Raw genomic sequence first — 18632 nt, 5'->3', positions numbered from 1 at the left:
CGAGCCGCGCCGCAGCACGGGACTGATGAGGCGGGTCGGCGCGGCCGTCGCGGATTCCGTCGTCATGTTCCGGCGCGCGGCGCGGCGCACCGTACGCGGCCGCGACACCCTGGTGATCTCGCTGGCGCTGCCGATCCTGATCATGCTGCTGTTCGTGTATGTGTTCGGCGGAGCGATCCGGGTCGGCATGCCCTACCTGGACTATGTGCTGCCGGGAATCATCTTGCTGTGCACGGGTTTCGGCGCGTCCATCACCGCGACGGCCATCTCGGCGGACATGGTCTCGGGAGCGGTGGAGAGGTTTCGGACGCTCCCCGCCTTCCGGCAGGCACTTCTCGCTGGGCACGCGGGGGAAGGGGTCGTCCGGAATCTCGCCGCCGTCGGCATCGTACTGCTGATCGCTTTCGCGCTCGGATTTCGTTCCAGCGCGGGACTGTTCGACTGGATGGCGGCGCTCGGGGTGATCGCGCTGTTCGTGCACGCGGTCACCTGGATCGCGGTCGCGCTCGGCGTAGTGGCGAAAAGTCCAGAGGCGGCGGGCGGTTTCACCTACGCGGTGATGTTCGTTCCCTACATCAGCAGCGCCTTCGTCCCGATCGACACCATGCCGAGCTGGTTGCGCGGGTTCGCCGAGAACCAGCCCGCCACGCCCGTGATCGGCACCGTGCGGGCTCTCCTCACGACCGGCGGAGGTGGGCAGGCCGTCGCCGCCGTGCTGTGGTGTCTCGGGCTGACGCTTCTCGGATATGTCTGCGCCGCAGCCCTTTACGCGCGGCGCTGAGTCAGGCGCCTTTGCCGGTGCGCTTGGCTTCCCGCTCGGCGGCGGTGGCGAGGTAGTCGCCGAGCTCGCGGCGCAGCGTCACATCGAGCGAACGGGCCAGCGTGGCGTGCACCGAAGTGGTGGCAAGCTCCCGCATCTTGTTCAACATCGTTGTGGTCTCCGCGATTTCGGAGCTCGTCTGCGGCAGCCAGCCCGGGCCGTGCTCGTCGATGATGTGCTGCTTGGCGGCGGTGATCATGATGTGGGTGATGTCGTCGATCCGGTCGGCGACCTTGGCGTAGATCTCGATGAGCGTGCGCAGCTCCAGGCCGTACTCGTGCAGCTCGGCGAACGAGGCCAGCAGGTGGGTGTCGGTGAACACCACGGTCTCGCCCTCGACGCGGACCAGCTTCATCTCGGTCAACCGGTCGACGAGGTCGGCGGCCTCGGCGCCGAGCAGCGTGTCGATCAGCTCGCGCGGCACCTCGAAGGTCTCGGCCTTGGCCCACGACGCGGTGACGGCGTGTTGCAGCCCGAGCACCTCGGTCAGGTCCTTGCCGGTCTCCCAGCTGGTGATGAAGTCGGCGATGTGCGCGGTGGTGAAGCCGCGCTGCAACAGCGCGTCGATCAGCCGCAACCGGTCCAGGTGCGCCTCGCCGTAGATGCTCGCCCGGCCGTCCTTGCCGATCGGCGGCGGCAGCAGGCCCCGCTCCTGGTACGCGCGCACGTTGCGGGTGGTGGTGCCCGCCGCGCGGGCCAGATCGTCGATCCGATACTCGGCCACCGCGCTCACCTCCTCGCCCGCCGCGGCGCATCGGACGGCCGCGACCTTGATCGTCGAAAGACCGAGTCTATCGAGACGAGCCCGGCGGCACCGGTGTGGGCGCGCGCCGGACTCGTGTCGTTGCGGCGGGTCGACTCAGGAGACCGCCGCGATCCGCGCCGCCCGCGTGCCCGCGTCGGCCGACACCACGTGGTAGTCCTCGAGCCGCAGGCTGCGCAACTGGTTGACGTACTGCGTCGCGAAGCCGGGATACATGGTGGCGTTGAAACCGTCATCGGTCAGATACCAGCTGTGGCAGCCCGAATTCCAAGTGGTCCCGGTGAGCCTGCGCTGGATGGTCTCGTTGTACCGGTCCTGGCGATCCCTGCGGACGTCGAGCATGCGCAGGTCGCGGTCCAGGATGGTGCCGATCGCCCGGACCAGGTAGTCGATCTGGGCTTCCATGTACACCAGCGCCGAGTTGTGGCCAGGTCCGGAGTTCGGCCCGAAGGTGAAGAACAGATTCGGATAGCCCGACACGGCGACGCTCTTGTACGCGAACGCGCCGCGCGACCACTCCTCGGCGAGCACCCGGCCGTCGCGGCCGACGATCGGAATCGGAGTCCCGGCCTTGGACACCTCGAACCCGGTCGCGAACACGATGCAATCCGCTTGGTGCTCAACACCTTCCGCGGTGCGGATACCGTGCGGCGCGAGGCGCGCGATCGGCCAGGTGATCAGTTTGCAGTTGTCGCGCTGCAACGCCGGGTAGTAGTCGTCGGTCATCAGCAGGCGCTTGCACCCGGCGCGGAAGTCCGGCGTGAGCTGGCGGCGGAGCCAGGGATCGCGCACCTGCCGGTGCAGCTGGGCCCGCCCGACCAGCTCGACGACGCGGGTCAGCGGGGTGTTCCACACGACGCCGAGCGCCACCGACTCGTGCCCGTAGAACCACGCGCGCCTGGCCAGCGACTCCGCCGCGGGCACGTGCCGGTAGAGACTCTTCGTGAGCGGGTTGGTCCGCCGGTTCACCCGGGGCAGCACCCATCCCGGCGTACGCTGGAACACCTTGACCGAGGCGGCCTTCTCGACCAGCTCGGGAATGATCTGCACCGCGCTCGCGCCGGTGCCGATCACCGCGACCCGCTTGCCGGTGAAGTCGTAGTCGTGATCCCAACGGGCACTGTGGATCTTGTGCCCCTCGTAGGTCTCGATGCCGCGGATGTCGGGGAAGCCCGCGTTGGCCAGGGGGCCGGAGGCGAGCACCACGGTGCGCGCCCGCACCGGCGCGACGTTGCCCTCGATCGCTACGTCCCAGAGCCCCGCGTCCTCGTCGAACGCGATTCCGGCCACGGTGCAACCGAATCGGACGTGCGGGCGCAGCCGATACCGCGCCGCCATCGACTCGATGTAGCCGAGTATCTCCGCGCTGCCCGAATAGGTCTGCGACCAGTTCGGATTGGGGGCGAAGCTGTAGGAGTAGAGCCGCGACGGAATGTCGCATGCGGCGCCCGGATAAGTGTTGTCGCGCCAAGTGCCGCCGAGCGCGGTGCCGCGCTCCAGGATGGCGAAGTTCTCGATGCCGTGCTGTTTCAACCGGATCGCGGCGCCGATGCCGGCGAAGCCGCCGCCGATCACCGCGACGTCGAGCGTCTGTGCGTTGGTCATGTCGTCCCTCATGCCGCGGGTTCGTAGGTGATTTCCTTGGCCCAGCTCGGGTCCTTGCGCAGCAACCGCTTCGGCACCCGCGCGGTGATCTTGACCAGGGCGTCGGCCAGCAGGTGGTAGGGATGGTCGCGGTCGACCACCCATCCGCCGTGCATCTTCACGATCTGATACATCGGCAGCCTGCGCGCGAAATCGCTGCGCTCGCCGACATTGCGGTAGCGCTCGAGCGCCTTGTAGAGCTTGTTCTCGTCCACGCCCATCGCGACGATGTTGTCGCGCATCTTGTTCAGCAGCGGCACATAGCTCAGCACGCCGATCAGGAAGGTCGGCTTGACCCAGCCGCCGACCAGCTCGATGAGCAGCTTGCGCGTCTCGGCGTGGCCGAGCAGATCCATGACCGCGAAATCGACCGCCAGATGCCGGGATTCGTCGGCGTTGATCCGCTTGAACGCCTCCTGGCAGACCGGATCGTCGATCTCGTCCATGATGAACTTCACCAGCGCGCCGTCCAGCGCCACCTCGAGCATCGGGATCACGGTGCCGAGGAAGGACAGCGACATGTCGTCGGAGTACTTGTCCAGGAAGTCGATGACGAGCTTGACGTTCACGTTCGGCTGCGGGATCTCGTCGCCCTCCAGCATGCCCCAGCGGCGCATCAGCGCCAGTTCGGCGTTGGCGTGCTTCTGTTCCTCGGCGTGGAAGTAGCGGTAGATCTCGCGCAGGGTCTCGGTGGGCGCCTTCTTGGCCATTGCGGCGAAACCGCGCGCGCCGACGTTCTCGATCCACATCAGGTCGGCCATGAACGGCTTGAGGCGGGCGTGCAGTTCCGGGGTGATGGTCTCGGCGCCGGGGGCGTCCCAGTCGATATCGGCAAGGGCCCACTGGCGGTCCTTGATCTTGCGGAGCATGTCCTCGAAGTCCATCGCGATGGCGGCCATGTCAGACTCCTGTTCTGTCGGTGACCGCTGGGCGGTCCGGTGTGGTCGAATCGTCTTGCGGCAGGAGCCGTTCCAGCAGGCCGAGGACGAAGGTGTACTGCGCGGGGAAGTAGCGCTTGAGGCGCCAGATCAGGTGCGCGTCGAGTTGCGGCAGGACGTAGAGGCTGCCGCGGTCGTTGGCGTCGAGGCTGACGCGTGCGACGTGTTCCGGGGTGAAACCGGTCCAGCGCATCAGGGTTTCGGCCAACTTCATGGACTGCGCGGTGATGCGACCGTCCTTGGCCACGTTGGTCTTGACGAAGGTCGGGCACAGCACGGTGACCGCGACTCCGCTGCCGCCGAGCTCGGCGGCCATGGTCTCGGACAGCGAGAGCACCGCCGCCTTGGAGGTGTTGTAGACGGCCATGGACGGCGCGGCCGCGAAACCGGCCGCCGAGGCGACGTTGATGATGCCGCCGCGACCCGCCTCCCGCAGCATCGGGGTGAAGATCTCGCAGCCGTGCACCACGCCCCACAGGTTGATGCCGAGCGCCCACTCCCAGTCGGCGAAACCGATGGCCCCCACGGGCTTTCCGCCGATGCCGACACCGGCGTTGTTGATCACCAGCGAGACCGGCTCGTCGAAGACGGACTCGGCGAAACGGGCGAGGACCTCCACGTCCGCGCGCCGGGAGACATCGCAGCGGAAGGCGTGCGCCGCGCCGGGCCGGGTGCGCTCGATGAGGGCGACCGTCTCCTCGGCGCGCGCCTGGTCGATATCGGCGCAGATCACCCGACCGCCGCGAGCCGCGATTTCGACCGCGAAGGCGCGACCGATGCCGCTGCCAGCGCCGGTCACCACGGCGCGCGCGCCGTGACTGCGGCGCGCTCGAAGACTCAGCGGCACCATTCTTTCCAACATTCTCAGCTCACCTGTTCCACATCGGTGCGCGCGGCCAATGCCGCGCCGAGGAATTCCGCGGCCCGGCGCAGCGCCAGGTCGGCCTCCGGAACCAACCGGGGCAGCGCCTGGAAGACGTGCACCTGGCCCGGCCAGATCTCCAGCTCGCACGCGCCGCCCGCGGCGCGCACCATCTCGTGCAGTCGCCGGGCGTCCGCGCTGAGCATCTCGGCGCCACCGGCTTGCACCAGGATCGGCGGCAACTCGATGCCCGAGGGCACCGTGAGCCGCAGTCGCGGTGTGTCGGCGGGTAGGCCGCGGGTGTATTGGCGGGGGAGTCGAGCGGCGGCCCGTGCGGAGATGACCGGATCGCGTTTGCGCCGTTCCTGTTCCGCGGCGAGCGTCAGAGTGAGGTCGAGCAGCGGGGAGAACATCGCCACGGCGGCCGGTTGCGGCACCGATCGAGTTCCGTTCTGCACCAAGAGATCCAGAGCGAGATGCCCGCCCGCCGAATCACAGGCGACGGCGATGTCTTTCGCCGCGAAGCCGTGCGTCAACAGCCAGTCGTAGCCAGCGGCCACGTCGTCGGCCGCGGCGGGGAAGCGGTGCTCGGGCGCGAGTCGGTAGTCGGTGAGGAATACCGGCAGACCGGTCTCACGGGAGAGCCGCGCGGCGAGCCCGCGATGCGTCCGCGCCGAACACAGCACGTACCCGCTGCCGTGGATGTAGTAGATCGCCCGCTTCCCGAACTCGACACCGTCGGCCCGCACCCACTCGCCCCGCACCGCACCCGCGCGGACCCGGCTGACAGTCGTGCCGGATAGCGGTGGCCCACCGGCCGCCATGATGGTCGCGATCAGCTTGCGCGCGAACCAGATACCCGGCGTGTTCAGCGGAATCGCGCAGTTCAGCGGCCGCAATCCGTACTCGGCGGCCGCGGCGGCAAGCCCGGCGCGCAGCGAGGGCGCGGCGGGTACGCCGGGGACCGAGGTCTTCGTTGACCTTGTCATGGAGATAAGGATCATCTTGTAATGTGCCATTTGTCAATGGCGAATTGGGAACGCTGGTGTCACGGTGCGGTGGCTTTCGGTCCGAGGCATTGCCGTGCATGTGTGGCAGCGCCATGTAGGGAGCCTCGGTAACCGCGCGGGGGCGTTCGGCCGCGGGCGGCGGCGAGCTCAGTAGCCGCGCGCGGGATCGATCGAGGCCAGCAGTGGTCGTCCCTCGACGAACCGGACGACGTTCGCCTCGACGTGGTCGGCGAAGGCCGCGAACCGCAACTGCGGTGGGTTCGAATCATGCGGCGTCACAATCGCATTCGGCAGGACCCAGAGTGGATGTCCGTCGGGGAGTGGCTCCGGGTCGGTGACGTCGAGTCCGGCGCCGCCGATCGCGCCGGAGGCGAGCGCCGCGACCAGCGCGTCGGTGTCGACCAGGCTGCCGCGGGCCACGTTGATCACCCACGAGGAGGGCTTCAGCCGAGCCAGGACGTCGGCGCTGATCAGGTGCTGGGTGTCGGCGGTCGCGGGCGCGGCTACCACCACGTGATCGGTGCGCGGCCACACCTTGGACACTTGTTCGGCGGAGATCGTCTCGACGGTCGGTGGAATGCCGGGGCCGGTGACCGGTCGTCCGGACCGATTCACCGCGATGATGTGCGCGCCGAGCGGCACCAGCATCGGGATGAGCGCGCGACCGATGCCGCCCGCGCCGACGATGGTGACCGTCTTGCCGCGCAGGGTGCCGACGTGCGGGAAGAAGTCTTGCTGTCGCCAGCTGCCCGCGCGCAGGTGTTCGGGCAGATAGCGCACGCCGGCGAGCAGCATCATCAGCGCGTGCTCGGCGACGCTCGCGGCGAAAGCGCCTGCGGCGGAGGTGAAAAGGACGTTCGGATGACGGGCGATCAGACCTCCGGTGAACCAGTCCTCGACGCCCGCCGCGGGCAGCTGCACCCACTCGACGGTGCCGGGCAGCTCCTCGGGAAACTCGCCGGGGCCGCCCGCCCAGATCAGCGCCCTGGCATCGGCGAGGTCGCTCAGCGTCGCGCCACCTTCGGTGACCGCCTTCTCCAGCAAGGTCGGCGCGGGCTGGGTGGGGCCGATCGCGATCGGCACTGCCATCTCATTCACGACTGCGCCTCGCTGACGCTCGGCTCCGTAGTGCGCGAGAGCGCGCTGTGTCGTCGGTTCGCTCGCCGGCGCTCACCCATGATCGCGGACCTCCTTCACCCGGTACCGGCGGCCCGCGCGCGGACCGACTGCTCGCCACCGCGACGTTAGCACCAGGAAGCTATACGCACGCCTGTCCGCGAACGACTACGAGTCGCCCTCCTGCGGGTCCGCTTCGATCCGGTCCCTGTCGGCCCATTCGAGCAGTGGGTCGATGGCGAACACGGCGTCGTCGATCCCGGCGTGCAGATCGCCCAACTCGGCGTAGCGAGACGGCACGGTCTTCATGGTGAAGTCGCGTGGGTCGATGTCGGGGATCTCGTCCCAGCGGACCGGGGTGGAGACGGTCGCCTCCGGCACGCCGCGCACCGAGTAGGCCGCGGCGATGGTGTGATCGCGTGCGTTCTGGTTGTAGTCGACGAACAGCAGGTTCGGATCGCGATCACGGCGCCACCAGGTGGTGGTGACGTCGTCGGGCGCCCGGCGCTCCACCTCGTGCGCGAAAGCCAGTGCGGCCCTTCGCACATCGGCGAAGCCCCACTCCGGCGCGATCCGCACGTACACGTGCAGACCCTTGCCGCCGGAGGTCTTGGGCCAGCCGACGGCGCCGAGTTCGTCGAGCACCTCGTGCACAACCCCCGCCACCCGCTGCACCCGCGACCACGGACAGTCCGGCATCGGGTCCAGGTCGATACGCCACTCGTCGGGGCGTTCGGTGTCGGCGCGACGGGAGTTCCACGGGTGGAACTCGACCGTCGACATCTGCACAGCCCAGATCACGTCGGCCAACTCCCGCACGCACAGTTCGTCGGCGTGGCGGCCATAGCGCGGGAAGAAGACCCGGACCGTCGGAATCCACTCCGGCGCGCCCTGCGGCAAGCGCTTCTGATGCACCTTGTCGCCGGCCAGCCCCTTGGGGAAGCGGTGCAGCATGCACGGGCGGTCGCGCAGCGCGTTGACGATGCCGTCGCCGACGCTCAGGTAGTACTGCACGAGGTCGAGCTTGGTCGCGCCGGTCTCGGGGAAGTAGACCCGATCCGGGTTCGAGATTCGCACCGTATGGTCGCCGACGTCCAGCTCGACGGCGGGTGTCGCGGACTTGCTGGCCACGGTGCGAGCTTAACGGGGCGGACCGGTCGCGGCTGGTCGAAAGCCCGCAGATCGCGGCGGTTCCGTGCGGTGCACCGTTCTGGTATGCATGAAGGTATGAGCAAGGCGACGCGCATCACGGTGACCCTGGATCCGCAGGTCGCCGAATGGGCGAAGCAGGCCGCCGAGCGCCAGAACCGCAGCCTCTCCTCCCTGATCAACGCCTCCCTGCGGACCGCTCTCGTGCACGAAAGCCTCACCAGCCTCCCCGTCGACGACGCCGCCGACCGCGCTGCCGCCCAAGACGAACTCGACCTCACCGAGTCCGCCGCCGCCGATGCCCGCCGCCGCTCCCGCGGTGCCGCATGAGGCGCGGCGAAATCTGGAGCTACGCACCGACCCTCAGCGACGGCACACCCTTCCCGCGCCGCAGCACAGTGGTGCTGGTCTCCGACCCGGCCGTCATCACCTCGCCGTACCGGTGGCTGCATGTGGTCCCGGTCATCGCTACCGATCCGGGGCACGTGCTGGGCGTCTACACCGAACACGGCTGGGCCGACGCGCTGGAACTGCATCGCGCGTACCGTCCGTGGCTCGCCGAAAAGCTGGGGAAATTGACGGCCGCGGAGACCGAGTCGCTGGATGCGAGTTTGCGGGCGACGTTGAGTTTGTAGGTGGTCGCGTGTAGCTGGTAGTCGGAGTTGCCCGCGCATGGCGGAACCTCTGGTACCGATGGCGAAATTCGGCGTGGTCGGTGGGTTTTGGTGCGCGGAACCCTTTGGTGCCGACGGCGGGCTCCTCAACGTGGCCGGGGACTGTGGCACGCGTGGCGGAACATTCGGCGCGGGCGGCTTTCGGGGACGAGTTCCGGATGTTCGCGTGCGAGAAGGTGCGGTTTCCCCAGGTTGCCTCGAACGGTGCTGGGCGCGGTTACGTGACCGAAGCCAGGGCGAACGGAAGAACAGCAGGCGCTCCCGCGCGCCGTAGTGCGTGGGCGGCGAGTGTGAGCGTCCAGCCGGTATCGGTCAGGGCGTCGACCAAGAGCACCGGCCCGTCGAGCCCGGAAAGATCGGGCACGTCCCACGAGTCGTAGAGCCCCGCGACCCGGTGGGCGGAGTTGGCGGCCGAGACCGGCGGATGGCCGGGGCGGGTCGGGAGCGTACCGAGATCGCGCAGGCGTCCGATTTCGGCCAGGCGCGCGGCGAGGGTGGCGGTCAACACGGGGTGGCGGTCGGGGGCAAGTGCCATGACCGAGGTGGGGCGGGTGGACCAGTCCCAATCTCGCAGGACCGCGATGCAGGCGTCGAAGACGGTGTCGGGAACGGGGTCGTCGGGTGCGTCGAGAAGGGCGCGGAGGCGCTGGCCCCAGCCGAGATCGGTGAGCCTGCCGAGCACACGGCCGGTCTCCGGACCGTCGCTGATCTTGCCCGATAGCGGGATGCCGAGCTTGGCCATGCCGGTTGGCCACTGTTTGCGCGGCGCGAGGTCGAGGCCGGGACGGTCCAAGCGGGCGCGGGTGGCCGCGACGGCGTCGGCATCCACCGTGGCGTCCGGACGCGTGCCGGTGCAGTTGTCGCAGCGGCCGCAGCCCGGGGTTCGGCCGTCCAATGCGGGGAGGCCGGGGTCGTCGAGTTGGCGGCGCAGGAAGTTCATCCGGCAGCCGGTGGTCGACTGATAGTCCAGCATCGCCTGCTGTTCGACCTCGCGGGCGGCGGACAGACGTTCGTAGCGCTCGGTGTCGTAGACCCACGGCTCACCGGTGGCGATCCAGCCGCCGCGCACCCGGCGCACGGCGCCGTCCACGTCCAACACCTTGAGCACCATCTCCAGACGCGAACGGTTCAGCTCCACCAGCGGTTCGAGCGCGGCGGTCGAGAGCGCTCGGTCGTGGTCGAGGGCGTCGAGCACGCTGCGCACGATGTGCTCGCGCGGGAAGGCGACCGAGGCGAAATAGCTCCAGATCCGGGTGTCCTCCGGGCCGGGCAGCAGCACCACTTCGGCGCGCTCGGTGCCGCGACCGGCGCGACCCACCTGCTGGTAGTAGGCGATGGGCGAGGAAGGCGCGCCGACGTGCACCACGAACCCGAGATCGGGTTTGTCGAAGCCCATGCCCAGCGCGGAGGTCGCGACGAGCGCCTTCACCTCGTTGCGCAGCAGCGCCGATTCCAGCGCCTCGCGCTCGGCCGGATCGGTTTGACCGGTGTAGGCCGCGACGTTGTGGCCGTGCGAGTTCAGCACGTCGGCCAGATCATGGGCCGCGGCGACGGTGAGCGTGTAGACGATGCCGGAGCCGGGCAGCCGGGGCAAGTGACCGCTCAGCCAGGCCGTGCGTTCTACCGCGTCGTCGAAGCGCACCACCGACATGTGCAGCGATTCCCGGTCGAGGGTGCCGCGCAGGACGAGGGTATCGGTGCCGATCTGGGTCGCGACGTCGGTGACCACGCGGTCGTTGGCGGTCGCGGTGGTGGCGAGCACCGGCACATCCGAACCGAGGTCGGCGATGAGGGTGCGGATGCGGCGGTAGTCGGGGCGGAAATCATGGCCCCAGTCGGAGACGCAGTGCGCCTCGTCGATGACGACGAGGCCCGCGTCGGCGGCCAGCTTCGGCAGCACCTGATCGCGAAAGTCCGGGTTGTTCAGCCGTTCCGGGCTCACCAGCAGCACGTCGATCTCGCCACGGGCGACTCGCTCGTGGATCTCGTCCCATTCGGTGACATTGCCGGAATTGATGGTCGCCGCGACTACGCCGGCGCGCTCGGCCGCCGCCACCTGATTGCGCATCAGCGCCAGCAGCGGCGAGACGATCACCGTCGGACCCCGGCCCTCGGCGCGCAGCAGTTTCGCCGCGATGAAGTACACCGCCGACTTACCCCAACCGGTGCGCTGCACGACCAGAGCCCGGCGCCGGTGGACCGCAAGCGCCTCGATCGCGGTCCACTGATCCTCCCGTAGCCGCGCCTCTGCCCCCGCCAGCTCGCGCAACAGTGCTTCGGCCCGCTCCCGCAGGTCGGAAGTGGTGCCGTCGATCGCGAAACTCTCCTCGGCCGTGGTCACGCGCTCCATCGTGCCCCACCCCACCGACACCTTCCACGGCCCGCCCCTCCCCGGGAGACGGGACGGCGCCCGCCCGCCGCCCCGCCATCTGTGCGGCAGCCAGCCCGCCGCTCTTCGGACCGGGGCCCCGGGAGCAGGACGGCGCACCGCCCGCAGCGCTGCGGGTCGAGCGCCAGCCAGCCGCCCTTGGGCCAAGGGCTGCGGCATGCCGGTACATGGGACGGCGCATCACTCGCTGCGGTCTTGTTCGTTCGGTACCCACCACGCTGTTCTTGCGACCAAAGGCTGAGGCATACACAGCCCGCTCATCGAAGTGCCGTTCCGACGCGCCGCCGATGGGACCCGCGTACTCCAGATCCGCCACCGAACCGGTGCGTCTGCGAGATCATCGTGGTATTCCGGGGCCACTCGAAAAACGGTGGGCGGGGCGACAATGAACGGCAGTGGCGGGATCGCAGGAGGCGAACGATGTCGTATCAGTACCAGCCGCCCCCGAACTGGTCCCCGCCCGGCGCGCAGTTCCGCACCAGCGGGAACGCCGGACGCACGCTGGTTGCCGTGCTGATCGGGTTGGTGGTGACCCCGATCGGGATCGCGTTGGCCGCGCACGGCGCTGCCGACACCAGGCAGTGGGTGATTCTCGGCGATATCGCCGACCGACTCGGCTCGACCTTCCAGATCATCGGCGGCGCAACGCTTCTCCTCCTGGTAGCCGCGCTCGCGGCCTACTCGGCCGTGGGCACGATCGTGGCCGGTCTGGTGTGGGGCGTATTCCCCGGCATCGTCTATTTCCTCTTCCCGGACGACACTTTCCGCCTGATCGACGAACTGCCACTACTCTCCGCGGAAACCCGCCTCGCAATACACGCCTGGGTGATCAACGGCAGCATCTACCTCGCGGGCGTTCTGCTCCTCGGCGCGGGCATCGCAGGCACCCTGCGCTGCCGCTGATTTCGAGTGCGCGTTGGTCTAACGGTCATCAGTACGGCAGCACCTTCACGGCTAGTCTTGAAGGCCTGAGACTCGTAAACCTACTGGATTTGCCGCGCGATTGGTCGCCATTGGACCCGGTGACCGGATCGGCATCGAAGGAATTACCAGACCAGGCTCCGAGGACGGTGCAAATGTTCGTGCTGGACCTTACGACGCCAGCGGTGGCGTACACCGTCGGCCTCTTGCAGACCGACGGCTCGCATGAGGGGAACCTCGATGGAAAAGGACGAGTCTCGCTCGAGTTGGGCGTTCGGGACGAGCAAATCCTTAACCGTATCGCCGAGATTCTCCCGTGCTACGCGTCTATCGGCTACCGAACTCGCACGACCAACTTCGCAACGCACTACGAGACGGCCACCTTGCGCTTCTACGATCAGGCAACTCGCCGCGCGATTGCGAGTGCGGGCGTGCCCGTCGGCAGAAAGGCGACAAGTATCGAACCTCCTGTCGGACCTATCGCCGAAGCTGACTACCTGCGCGGTTTGCTGGATGGCGACGGTTCCATCGGGTTCACTCGAAAGGACGAGCCTTTTGTCGGTTTCGTCACCGCCAGTCCCGCCATGGCCGAGTACTTCTGCCGCACAGTGCAAAACGTCTGCGGTGTAACCAGGACAGCGCGTCCGAACAAGCGGGACGGCGCTATCAACGTCATGGTGTTGAACCACGCAGCCGCCCAACTCGCGGCATGGGCCTGGTACTCGCCCGAAGTGCTTGGCCTGGAAAGGAAGAGCGCTGCCGCACAGCAAGTTGCCGAATGGTCTCCAGTTAGCCAGAAGGCAGGCCGCTACGGCGTGCCAAGGAAGCGGTGGACCGCTGACGACGACCACGTCGTCATGGCTTACGGGCAAGCCGCGGCTGCACGGATGCTGGGGCGCACGCTATCCAGCGTGTCGGCTCGGAGGTGGCGGCTGCGGAACCGGCCGGACCATGATGGTCCGGCCGGGGCGACGGTCACCCCTTGACGCAGAGCACCTGACGCAGTGTCGCCACCACATCGACCAAGTCGCGCTGGGCGGCGATGACCTCATCGATGTCCTTGTAGGCGGCCGGGATCTCGTCCACGACACCGGCGTCCTTGCGGGACTCGACGCCCTCGGTCTGGGCGATCAGGTCCGCGACGGAGAACTGCTTCTTCGCCGCGGTCCGGCTCATCCGGCGGCCCGCGCCGTGCGAGGCGGACTGGAACGAGTCGGGATTTCCCTTGCCTCGCACGACATACGAGCGCGTCCCCATCGAGCCCGGGATCAGCGCGAGATCACCTTCGCCCGCACGAACGGCGCCCTTGCGGGTCACCAGCATCGGCATGCCGTCGATGATCTCCTCCGCCACATAGTTGTGGTGGCACGAGATCGGGTCGTCGAAACACACGGTGCGACCGGCGAATTCGTCGCGCACCGCACGACAGACCAGGGCCAGCATCACCGCGCGGTTGCGCGCCGCGTATTCCTGAGCCCACGTCAAGTCGTGGCGGTAGGCGTCCATTTCCGGGGTGCCGGAAAGGAATACCGCCAAGTCTCGGTCGGGCAGGTACATGTTGTGCGGCAGCGAACGCGCGACGCTCATATGCCGTTCCGCGAGTTCCTTGCCGATGTTGCGGCTACCGGAATGCAGAAGGATCCATACCGTGTCGTCCTGATCCAGGCACACTTCGATGAAGTGGTTGCCCGATCCCAAGGTGCCCATCTGCTTGTGCGCTTTGGACTCTCTCGTGCGCACACCCTTGTCGAGGGTTGTGAACGAACCCCAGAACCGATCCCACCCCGAACGCAAGGTCGAGGTGCTCGCGCCGAAGGCCGAGGCTTCGGCGCCGATCTTGCCGACGTTGACCGGGTCGTCGTGCGCGTGGAAGCCCACCGGGACGGCGGCCTCGATCCGCGACCGCAGCGAATGCAAGTTGTCGGGCAGGTCGGCGGCGGTCAGGTCCGTCCGCACGCTCTCCATACCGCAGCCGATGTCGACGCCGACGGCCGCGGGCGCCACCGCGTTCTTCATCGCGATCACCGACCCGACCGTCGCCCCCTTCCCCAGATGCACATCCGGCATCACGCGCACTCCGTGCACCCACTCGAGTTGCGCGATGTTCCGCAGCTGCCGCAACGCGGCAGGCTCGATATCGTGCTCGTTGGCCCACATCAGCGTCTGCGCTCGGGTACCGCGCAGCTCGACGGGAAACATCGGTCTACCTTCTTTCTCTCTCGATGATTCCACCGTAAAGACTGGTTGACCGCTCTGCACTCGATTAAAACGCGCCGTCACCGGGCATCGACGCAGCCGAGCGAGCGCCAGCGCCCGGCAGCAACCGGGACCGATGTCGAGCAAGTCGATGCCCCCATTTCGTCGCCGGACCTACCCTTGATCGCAGGATGCCGTTCGGCGTAGGGGATGACCTGTTCGGGAAGTTGCGACGCCTGTACCAGCGCTATGGGAATACCTTCAACGTCCTGCTGACCGATATCACCTGCCCAACGGCGTCACGCTGGCCACCTCGGGCAGCGGAGACCTCGCGACTATTATCGGTGCATTCCACCGGGGACCAAGAGGTCGCCGATTTGCACTGGCTCGCCGTGGACACCGGATGGCGCGGTCACGGCATCGGCAACGCCTTGGTACGCGCTGCCTGCGGCTTCGCGATTTCGCCCAGGTATGTCCGAATGACTTTGCGTACCGAGGATTTTCGTGTCGCGGCGATCGCGCTCTACCGTGGCTTGGGCTTTCGTGAAGTATCCGAGGACGGATAGATCCGCTCCGCATTCCCATGGGCGAGACCGGAGACGAGGGCTTCGGCGTCGGCGATCGTGATCACATCGTCGCCGAGCCATTCATCCACCAACCTGCCGAGCGCCTCACGCCACAGCACCGCGCCGAGGTAGTGCAGTTCCGGAAGGCCGTATCCGTCCGACGAGTACAGCAAGGAGCGAAAGGGCGCGAGCTCCAGCGCTTCGCCGAGCATGGCCCGCGCGCCACGTCCGACGTGCGGGATGGCGAGGCCGAGGTCCATGTGGACGTGCTCGAACACGTGGCTGAGATAGGCGGCGTTGCGGTGGAACGGCCAGCAGTGCAGGAGCACGACGGTGAGGCCGGTGTTCGCGTGTAGGAAGTCGGTGAGCAGCAGCGGGTCGGCGCGGTGCAAGCGCAGGTCGGGGTCGCCGAAACCGGTGTGGATTTGCAGCGGCAGGCCCAGTTCCGCGCCGAGCCGGGCGCCGAGTCCGACGAGCCAGCCGAGCGTGGCGGGGTCGGTGAGGCGGTGTTCGGGCGCGAGCGTGGGCGGCGGCGTGCTCGTGAGCGGGAAGTCGAGGCCGACTCGATAGGCGACGACGGTCTTGAGTCCGACCGCGCCGACAGCCCGTTCCCGCACCGCGGCTTCGATGCGGTCGAAGACCTTGGCGGTGCCACCGACCTCCGCGATGACCTGTTCGGCGACCTGTTCGAGCCGCACGATCTCGCCGACCTCGCCACCTGCCAGCGCGCCGAACTCGGGCAGATCCGTGAGCCCGCCGGGCAGTCCGGTGTCGACCAGCCAGCGCGCCGTCCCCGCCGCGCCGAGCAGTCGCGCGGCCACCTCACGCCAGCCGAGATCGACGCGGCGCGCCAGGTACGCGTCCGCCCCGGTGTGCGGCGGCAGGTCGAGCACCGGCGCGCACCAGCGCCGCACCGCGAGTCCGAGGGCGGAGTCGAAGCTGCCGCGCGGACCTTCGCCGAGCAGAGCCTCGAAGCCAGGACGGTCCAGGTCGGCTGCCGTGACGCCGTGGCAGTGGTGGTCGGTGAGCGTGACGTCATCGGTGAGCATGATCAGCGCCCTCCACGGCTCGAGCGGCCGCGCCGACCGGCAGTCGGGGATCCATGCCGTCGCGGTCGACGGGGTGGCGCGCTGAAGGCCGTCCATCGACGCCCCTCGCAGCCCGGGAGATGATCATCAGAACCGCCAGAGAGTGAGTTCGACGAGCTCTTCCGGAGTGGCGTCTCGGTACCGATAGGCCTCCGCTCGTCGCACCGTGAGCAGCGCGTCGTGCAGCTCGGGCCCCAGCGCCTCGGCCAGCACGGTCGAGGCGGCCAGATGATCGGCCGCTTCCGCGGCATTGGTCGGCAGTCTGCGCACCTGATTCTTCCGTCCGAAAGTCGCTGGATCACCGATGATTTCGTTGGGCAGCGCCAAGCCTTCGGCGATGCCCGCGAGCCCGGCGGCGATCACCGCGCCGACGATGAGATACGGATTGCCCGTCCCGTCGAAGCATTTGACCTCGGCATTGGCGGCCCAGCGCTCGGTGCCGCGCACGCCAGTGACGAAACGCACTGCCGCTTCGCGGGTTTCACGCCCCCAGCACTGCCAGATCCCCGCCCACCGGGAGGGTTGTAGCCGCAGGAAGCTGGCCGGATTCCCGGCGCCGATCGCGACCAATGCGGGCAGTTCCCGCAGCACGCCTGCGAGGAACGACGCGCCTTGCTCCTTCATGCCATAGGGGCCCGGCCCATCGGCGAACAGCGAACCGCGTTCGTCGTGCGCCGAAAGATGCAGGTGCGCACCGGAACCCGCGCCATTGGGAGTGAGGCAGGGCGCCAGCGTCGCGCGCCATCCGTATTTCGCGCTGAGCTGGCGAATCGTGTGCCGCAGCAGCACCGCCCCGTCGGCCGCCGCGACCGGATCGGTGGGCGCGATGGAGATCTCCAGTTGCGACGCGGCGTATTCCGGGTGGAACTGTTCGACCCGGAGGCCCTGCTGAATTAGTAAACCCACCAATTCGCGCGCATACTCCGCTACTTGGCCGAGCCGGATGATGCCGTAGCCGGGTCCGCGTATCGCGGGGGTGAAGCCGATCTCGTCCTCGGCTCGGCCCAGCGCCCACTCGGTCTCGAAGGCCATCGACAGCCGCAATCCCGCCCGCCGCGCCGCCTCCACCTGTCGCGCCGCGAAACCGCGCTGACAGGCCGCGAACCGCGTGCCGTCCTGGGTGTACTTGTCGGCGGGCGCCCACGCCCAGCCGGGCTGACCGGCGAGTTCGGTGAGCGCGGCGAGATCGGGGACGAGCCGCAGGTCTCCGTCGGGTCCGCCGAGATAGCGGCCGACCGTCATCAGATCGTCGAAGCCGAAGGTCTCGAAACACGGCGAGACGCCCACGCCGAAGCGTGCCGCGTGCGCCAGACGCGCGGCCGGTACCGTTTTCACCCGCGTGATGCCCGCGTTGTCCACGAAGGACAGCGCGACCATCTCCGGGTCGACGCGGGCGATGAGCTCCGCTGCTTCCCCGTCGGCCGGAATGCGCTCGGGCATAGTGGGCATGAATCCCAACGATAGGCGCTGTGCCGCGCGGTCGTGGGGACAACGCGGGGTGACGCGCCGGTGCCCGACGAGGCCCTTCGCGGGCTGCCGGAGCGGCGAGGGAAACCTGGCTAGGTCGTGTGTTCACCCAGTAGGGCCTCGATGTGCTCGCGGTCCGGAATCGCACTGCTCGCACCGAGCCGAGTGGTGGCCAGAGCCCCTGCGACGCAAGCCCATTGGAGCGCATGCCGCGGTCCGCGATGCCACGCGGCGGCGAGCGCTCCGGTGAAGGTGTCGCCCGCGCCGGTCGTGTCGACGACCTCCACTGGGACGCCGGGAACCGACAGCTCCGCACCGTCCGGATCGCGATAGGTCGCGCCCGCGGCCCCACGGGTGACCACGAGGTGTGCGACTGTGTCCAGCGCGTCACCCAGCTCGGCTGCCTCACCCGAATTGACCACGGCCACATCGACGTCCTCCCACAGTTCCGGCGGAAGACGTTGCACTGGAGACGGATTCAGCATGACGACAGTGTCGTTGGCTCGCGCGTGCCGCGCCGCGGCGGCGATGGTCGGCACGGGAATCTCCAACTGGCACAGCAGAATATCGGACGCGGCGATCACCGCGAGATCGTCCGGCGTCAGCTCGGTCAGCGCCGCGTTGGCCCCGCCGACCACGACGATGCTGTTCTCACCCGTGCCGTCCACCACGATGGCCGCGATCCCGCTCGGCCCCGGCACCGTGCGCAGCCGGTCGGCGCCGACGCCCGACGCGGTGAGCGTCCGGCGCAGATCGCCCGCGAACACATCGGATCCGACCGCGCCGAGGAACGACACCGCGCCACCCGCCCGCCGCGCCGCGATCGCCTGATTCGAGCCCTTGCCGCCCGGCACCATGGTGAACCCGCTGCCGAGCACCGTCTCGCCGGGCGCGGGGCGTCGCCGCGTGGTGGTGACGAGATCCATGTTGATGCTGCCGAGGACGGCGATCGCGGGGGCGTCAGCGGTCATACCGCCGGACGGTAGTCCCCGGTCGCCGTGCCCGCACGCAACCGAACGGTACGCCCGC

The 18632-nt window shown here is 68.5% G+C and carries 18 protein-coding genes; 6 read left to right on the top strand and 12 right to left on the bottom strand.

Going from position 1 to position 18632, the window contains the following annotated elements:
• Positions 1 to 25 precede the first annotated feature (25 nt).
• Positions 26 to 781: an ABC transporter permease gene (locus tag ABZV58_RS15725; protein WP_355000825.1), complete on the top strand. Its 756-nt coding sequence runs from the start codon at positions 26 to 28 to the stop codon at positions 779 to 781.
• A gap of 1 nt (position 782) precedes the next feature.
• On the opposite strand, the gene ABZV58_RS15720 is transcribed toward ABZV58_RS15725, so the two are convergent.
• From ABZV58_RS15720 to ligD, 7 genes are all read right to left on the bottom strand, one after another.
• A complete protein-coding gene (locus tag ABZV58_RS15720) occupies positions 783 to 1544 on the bottom strand; it encodes a MerR family transcriptional regulator (RefSeq protein WP_355000824.1) in 762 nt (253 codons plus the stop codon).
• 135 nt (positions 1545 to 1679) lie between these two features.
• A complete protein-coding gene (locus ABZV58_RS15715) occupies positions 1680 to 3188 on the bottom strand; it encodes an NAD(P)/FAD-dependent oxidoreductase (RefSeq protein ID WP_355000823.1) in 1509 nt (502 codons plus the stop codon).
• Between the two features lie 8 nt (positions 3189 to 3196).
• Positions 3197 to 4117, bottom strand: coding sequence for a ferritin-like domain-containing protein (locus tag ABZV58_RS15710; RefSeq protein ID WP_355001153.1), 921 nt, complete (start codon positions 4115 to 4117; stop codon positions 3197 to 3199).
• Positions 4118 to 4127: 10 nt separating this feature from the next.
• Positions 4128 to 5027 (bottom strand): SDR family NAD(P)-dependent oxidoreductase, encoded by a 900-nt coding sequence (locus ABZV58_RS15705; protein ID WP_355000822.1) that lies wholly within the window; start codon positions 5025 to 5027, stop codon positions 4128 to 4130.
• Between the two features lie 2 nt (positions 5028 to 5029).
• Positions 5030 to 6016 carry an alpha/beta hydrolase gene (locus ABZV58_RS15700; RefSeq protein WP_355000821.1) on the bottom strand — a complete coding sequence of 329 codons (987 nt, stop codon included), beginning with the start codon at positions 6014 to 6016 and terminating at the stop codon, positions 5030 to 5032.
• 168 nt (positions 6017 to 6184) lie between these two features.
• Positions 6185 to 7126, bottom strand: coding sequence for a D-isomer specific 2-hydroxyacid dehydrogenase family protein (locus tag ABZV58_RS15695; protein ID WP_355001152.1), 942 nt, complete (start codon positions 7124 to 7126; stop codon positions 6185 to 6187).
• A gap of 195 nt (positions 7127 to 7321) precedes the next feature.
• Entirely contained in the window at positions 7322 to 8284 is a 963-nt protein-coding gene (ligD, locus tag ABZV58_RS15690) for a non-homologous end-joining DNA ligase (RefSeq protein WP_355000820.1), read from the bottom strand.
• 96 nt (positions 8285 to 8380) lie between these two features.
• Here ligD and ABZV58_RS15685 point away from each other — a divergent pair, with 96 nt between their 5' ends.
• Entirely contained in the window at positions 8381 to 8632 is a 252-nt protein-coding gene (locus ABZV58_RS15685; RefSeq protein ID WP_355000819.1) for a DUF6364 family protein, read from the top strand.
• Positions 8629 to 8937 (top strand): hypothetical protein, encoded by a 309-nt coding sequence (locus ABZV58_RS15680; RefSeq protein WP_355000818.1) that lies wholly within the window; start codon positions 8629 to 8631, stop codon positions 8935 to 8937. Before ABZV58_RS15685 ends, ABZV58_RS15680 begins: the two co-directional genes overlap by 4 nt.
• Positions 8938 to 9193: 256 nt before the next feature.
• Here the strand turns inward: ABZV58_RS15680 and ABZV58_RS15675 are convergent, their stop codons facing one another.
• Positions 9194 to 11326, bottom strand: a complete 2133-nt coding sequence (locus ABZV58_RS15675; RefSeq protein ID WP_355000817.1) for a RecQ family ATP-dependent DNA helicase — start codon at positions 11324 to 11326, stop codon at positions 9194 to 9196.
• 459 nt (positions 11327 to 11785) lie between these two features.
• Here ABZV58_RS15675 and ABZV58_RS15670 point away from each other — a divergent pair, with 459 nt between their 5' ends.
• Together ABZV58_RS15670 and ABZV58_RS15665 are read left to right on the top strand one after the other, a co-directional pair.
• A complete protein-coding gene (locus ABZV58_RS15670; RefSeq protein ID WP_355000816.1) occupies positions 11786 to 12268 on the top strand; it encodes a hypothetical protein in 483 nt (160 codons plus the stop codon).
• Between the two features lie 173 nt (positions 12269 to 12441).
• The gene (locus ABZV58_RS15665) at positions 12442 to 13272 is read left to right on the top strand and encodes a hypothetical protein (RefSeq protein ID WP_355000815.1); all 831 of its coding nucleotides are present in this window, start codon (positions 12442 to 12444) and stop codon (positions 13270 to 13272) included.
• Here ABZV58_RS15665 and ABZV58_RS15660 read toward each other — a convergent pair.
• Positions 13262 to 14485: an RtcB family protein gene (locus ABZV58_RS15660; RefSeq protein WP_355000814.1), complete on the bottom strand. Its 1224-nt coding sequence runs from the start codon at positions 14483 to 14485 to the stop codon at positions 13262 to 13264. The two genes, ABZV58_RS15665 and ABZV58_RS15660, sit on opposite strands and share 11 nt — an antisense overlap.
• A gap of 188 nt (positions 14486 to 14673) precedes the next feature.
• Here ABZV58_RS15660 and ABZV58_RS15655 point away from each other — a divergent pair, with 188 nt between their 5' ends.
• Entirely contained in the window at positions 14674 to 15048 is a 375-nt protein-coding gene (locus ABZV58_RS15655) for a GNAT family N-acetyltransferase (RefSeq protein ID WP_355000813.1), read from the top strand.
• On the opposite strand, the gene ABZV58_RS15650 is transcribed toward ABZV58_RS15655, so the two are convergent.
• The 3 genes from ABZV58_RS15650 to ABZV58_RS15640 all read right to left on the bottom strand — a co-directional run bounded on the left by ABZV58_RS15650 (position 15006) and on the right by ABZV58_RS15640 (position 18574).
• A complete protein-coding gene (locus ABZV58_RS15650) occupies positions 15006 to 16193 on the bottom strand; it encodes an amidohydrolase family protein (protein WP_355000812.1) in 1188 nt (395 codons plus the stop codon). The two genes, ABZV58_RS15655 and ABZV58_RS15650, sit on opposite strands and share 43 nt — an antisense overlap.
• Before the next feature lie 30 nt (positions 16194 to 16223).
• On the bottom strand, positions 16224 to 17585 hold the full coding sequence (locus ABZV58_RS15645) for a glutamine synthetase family protein (RefSeq protein WP_355000811.1): 1362 nt from the start codon (positions 17583 to 17585) through the stop codon (positions 16224 to 16226).
• Between the two features lie 110 nt (positions 17586 to 17695).
• Positions 17696 to 18574: a ribokinase gene (locus ABZV58_RS15640; protein ID WP_355000810.1), complete on the bottom strand. Its 879-nt coding sequence runs from the start codon at positions 18572 to 18574 to the stop codon at positions 17696 to 17698.
• Between the last annotated feature and the right edge of the window lie 58 nt (positions 18575 to 18632).

The sequence above is a fragment of the Nocardia sp. NPDC004654 genome, from assembly GCF_040609595.1.
Lineage (GTDB): Bacteria > Actinomycetota > Actinomycetes > Mycobacteriales > Mycobacteriaceae > Nocardia.
Note: the sequence above shows the minus strand (reverse complement) of the source record. Positions and strands in the feature narration are given on the sequence as shown.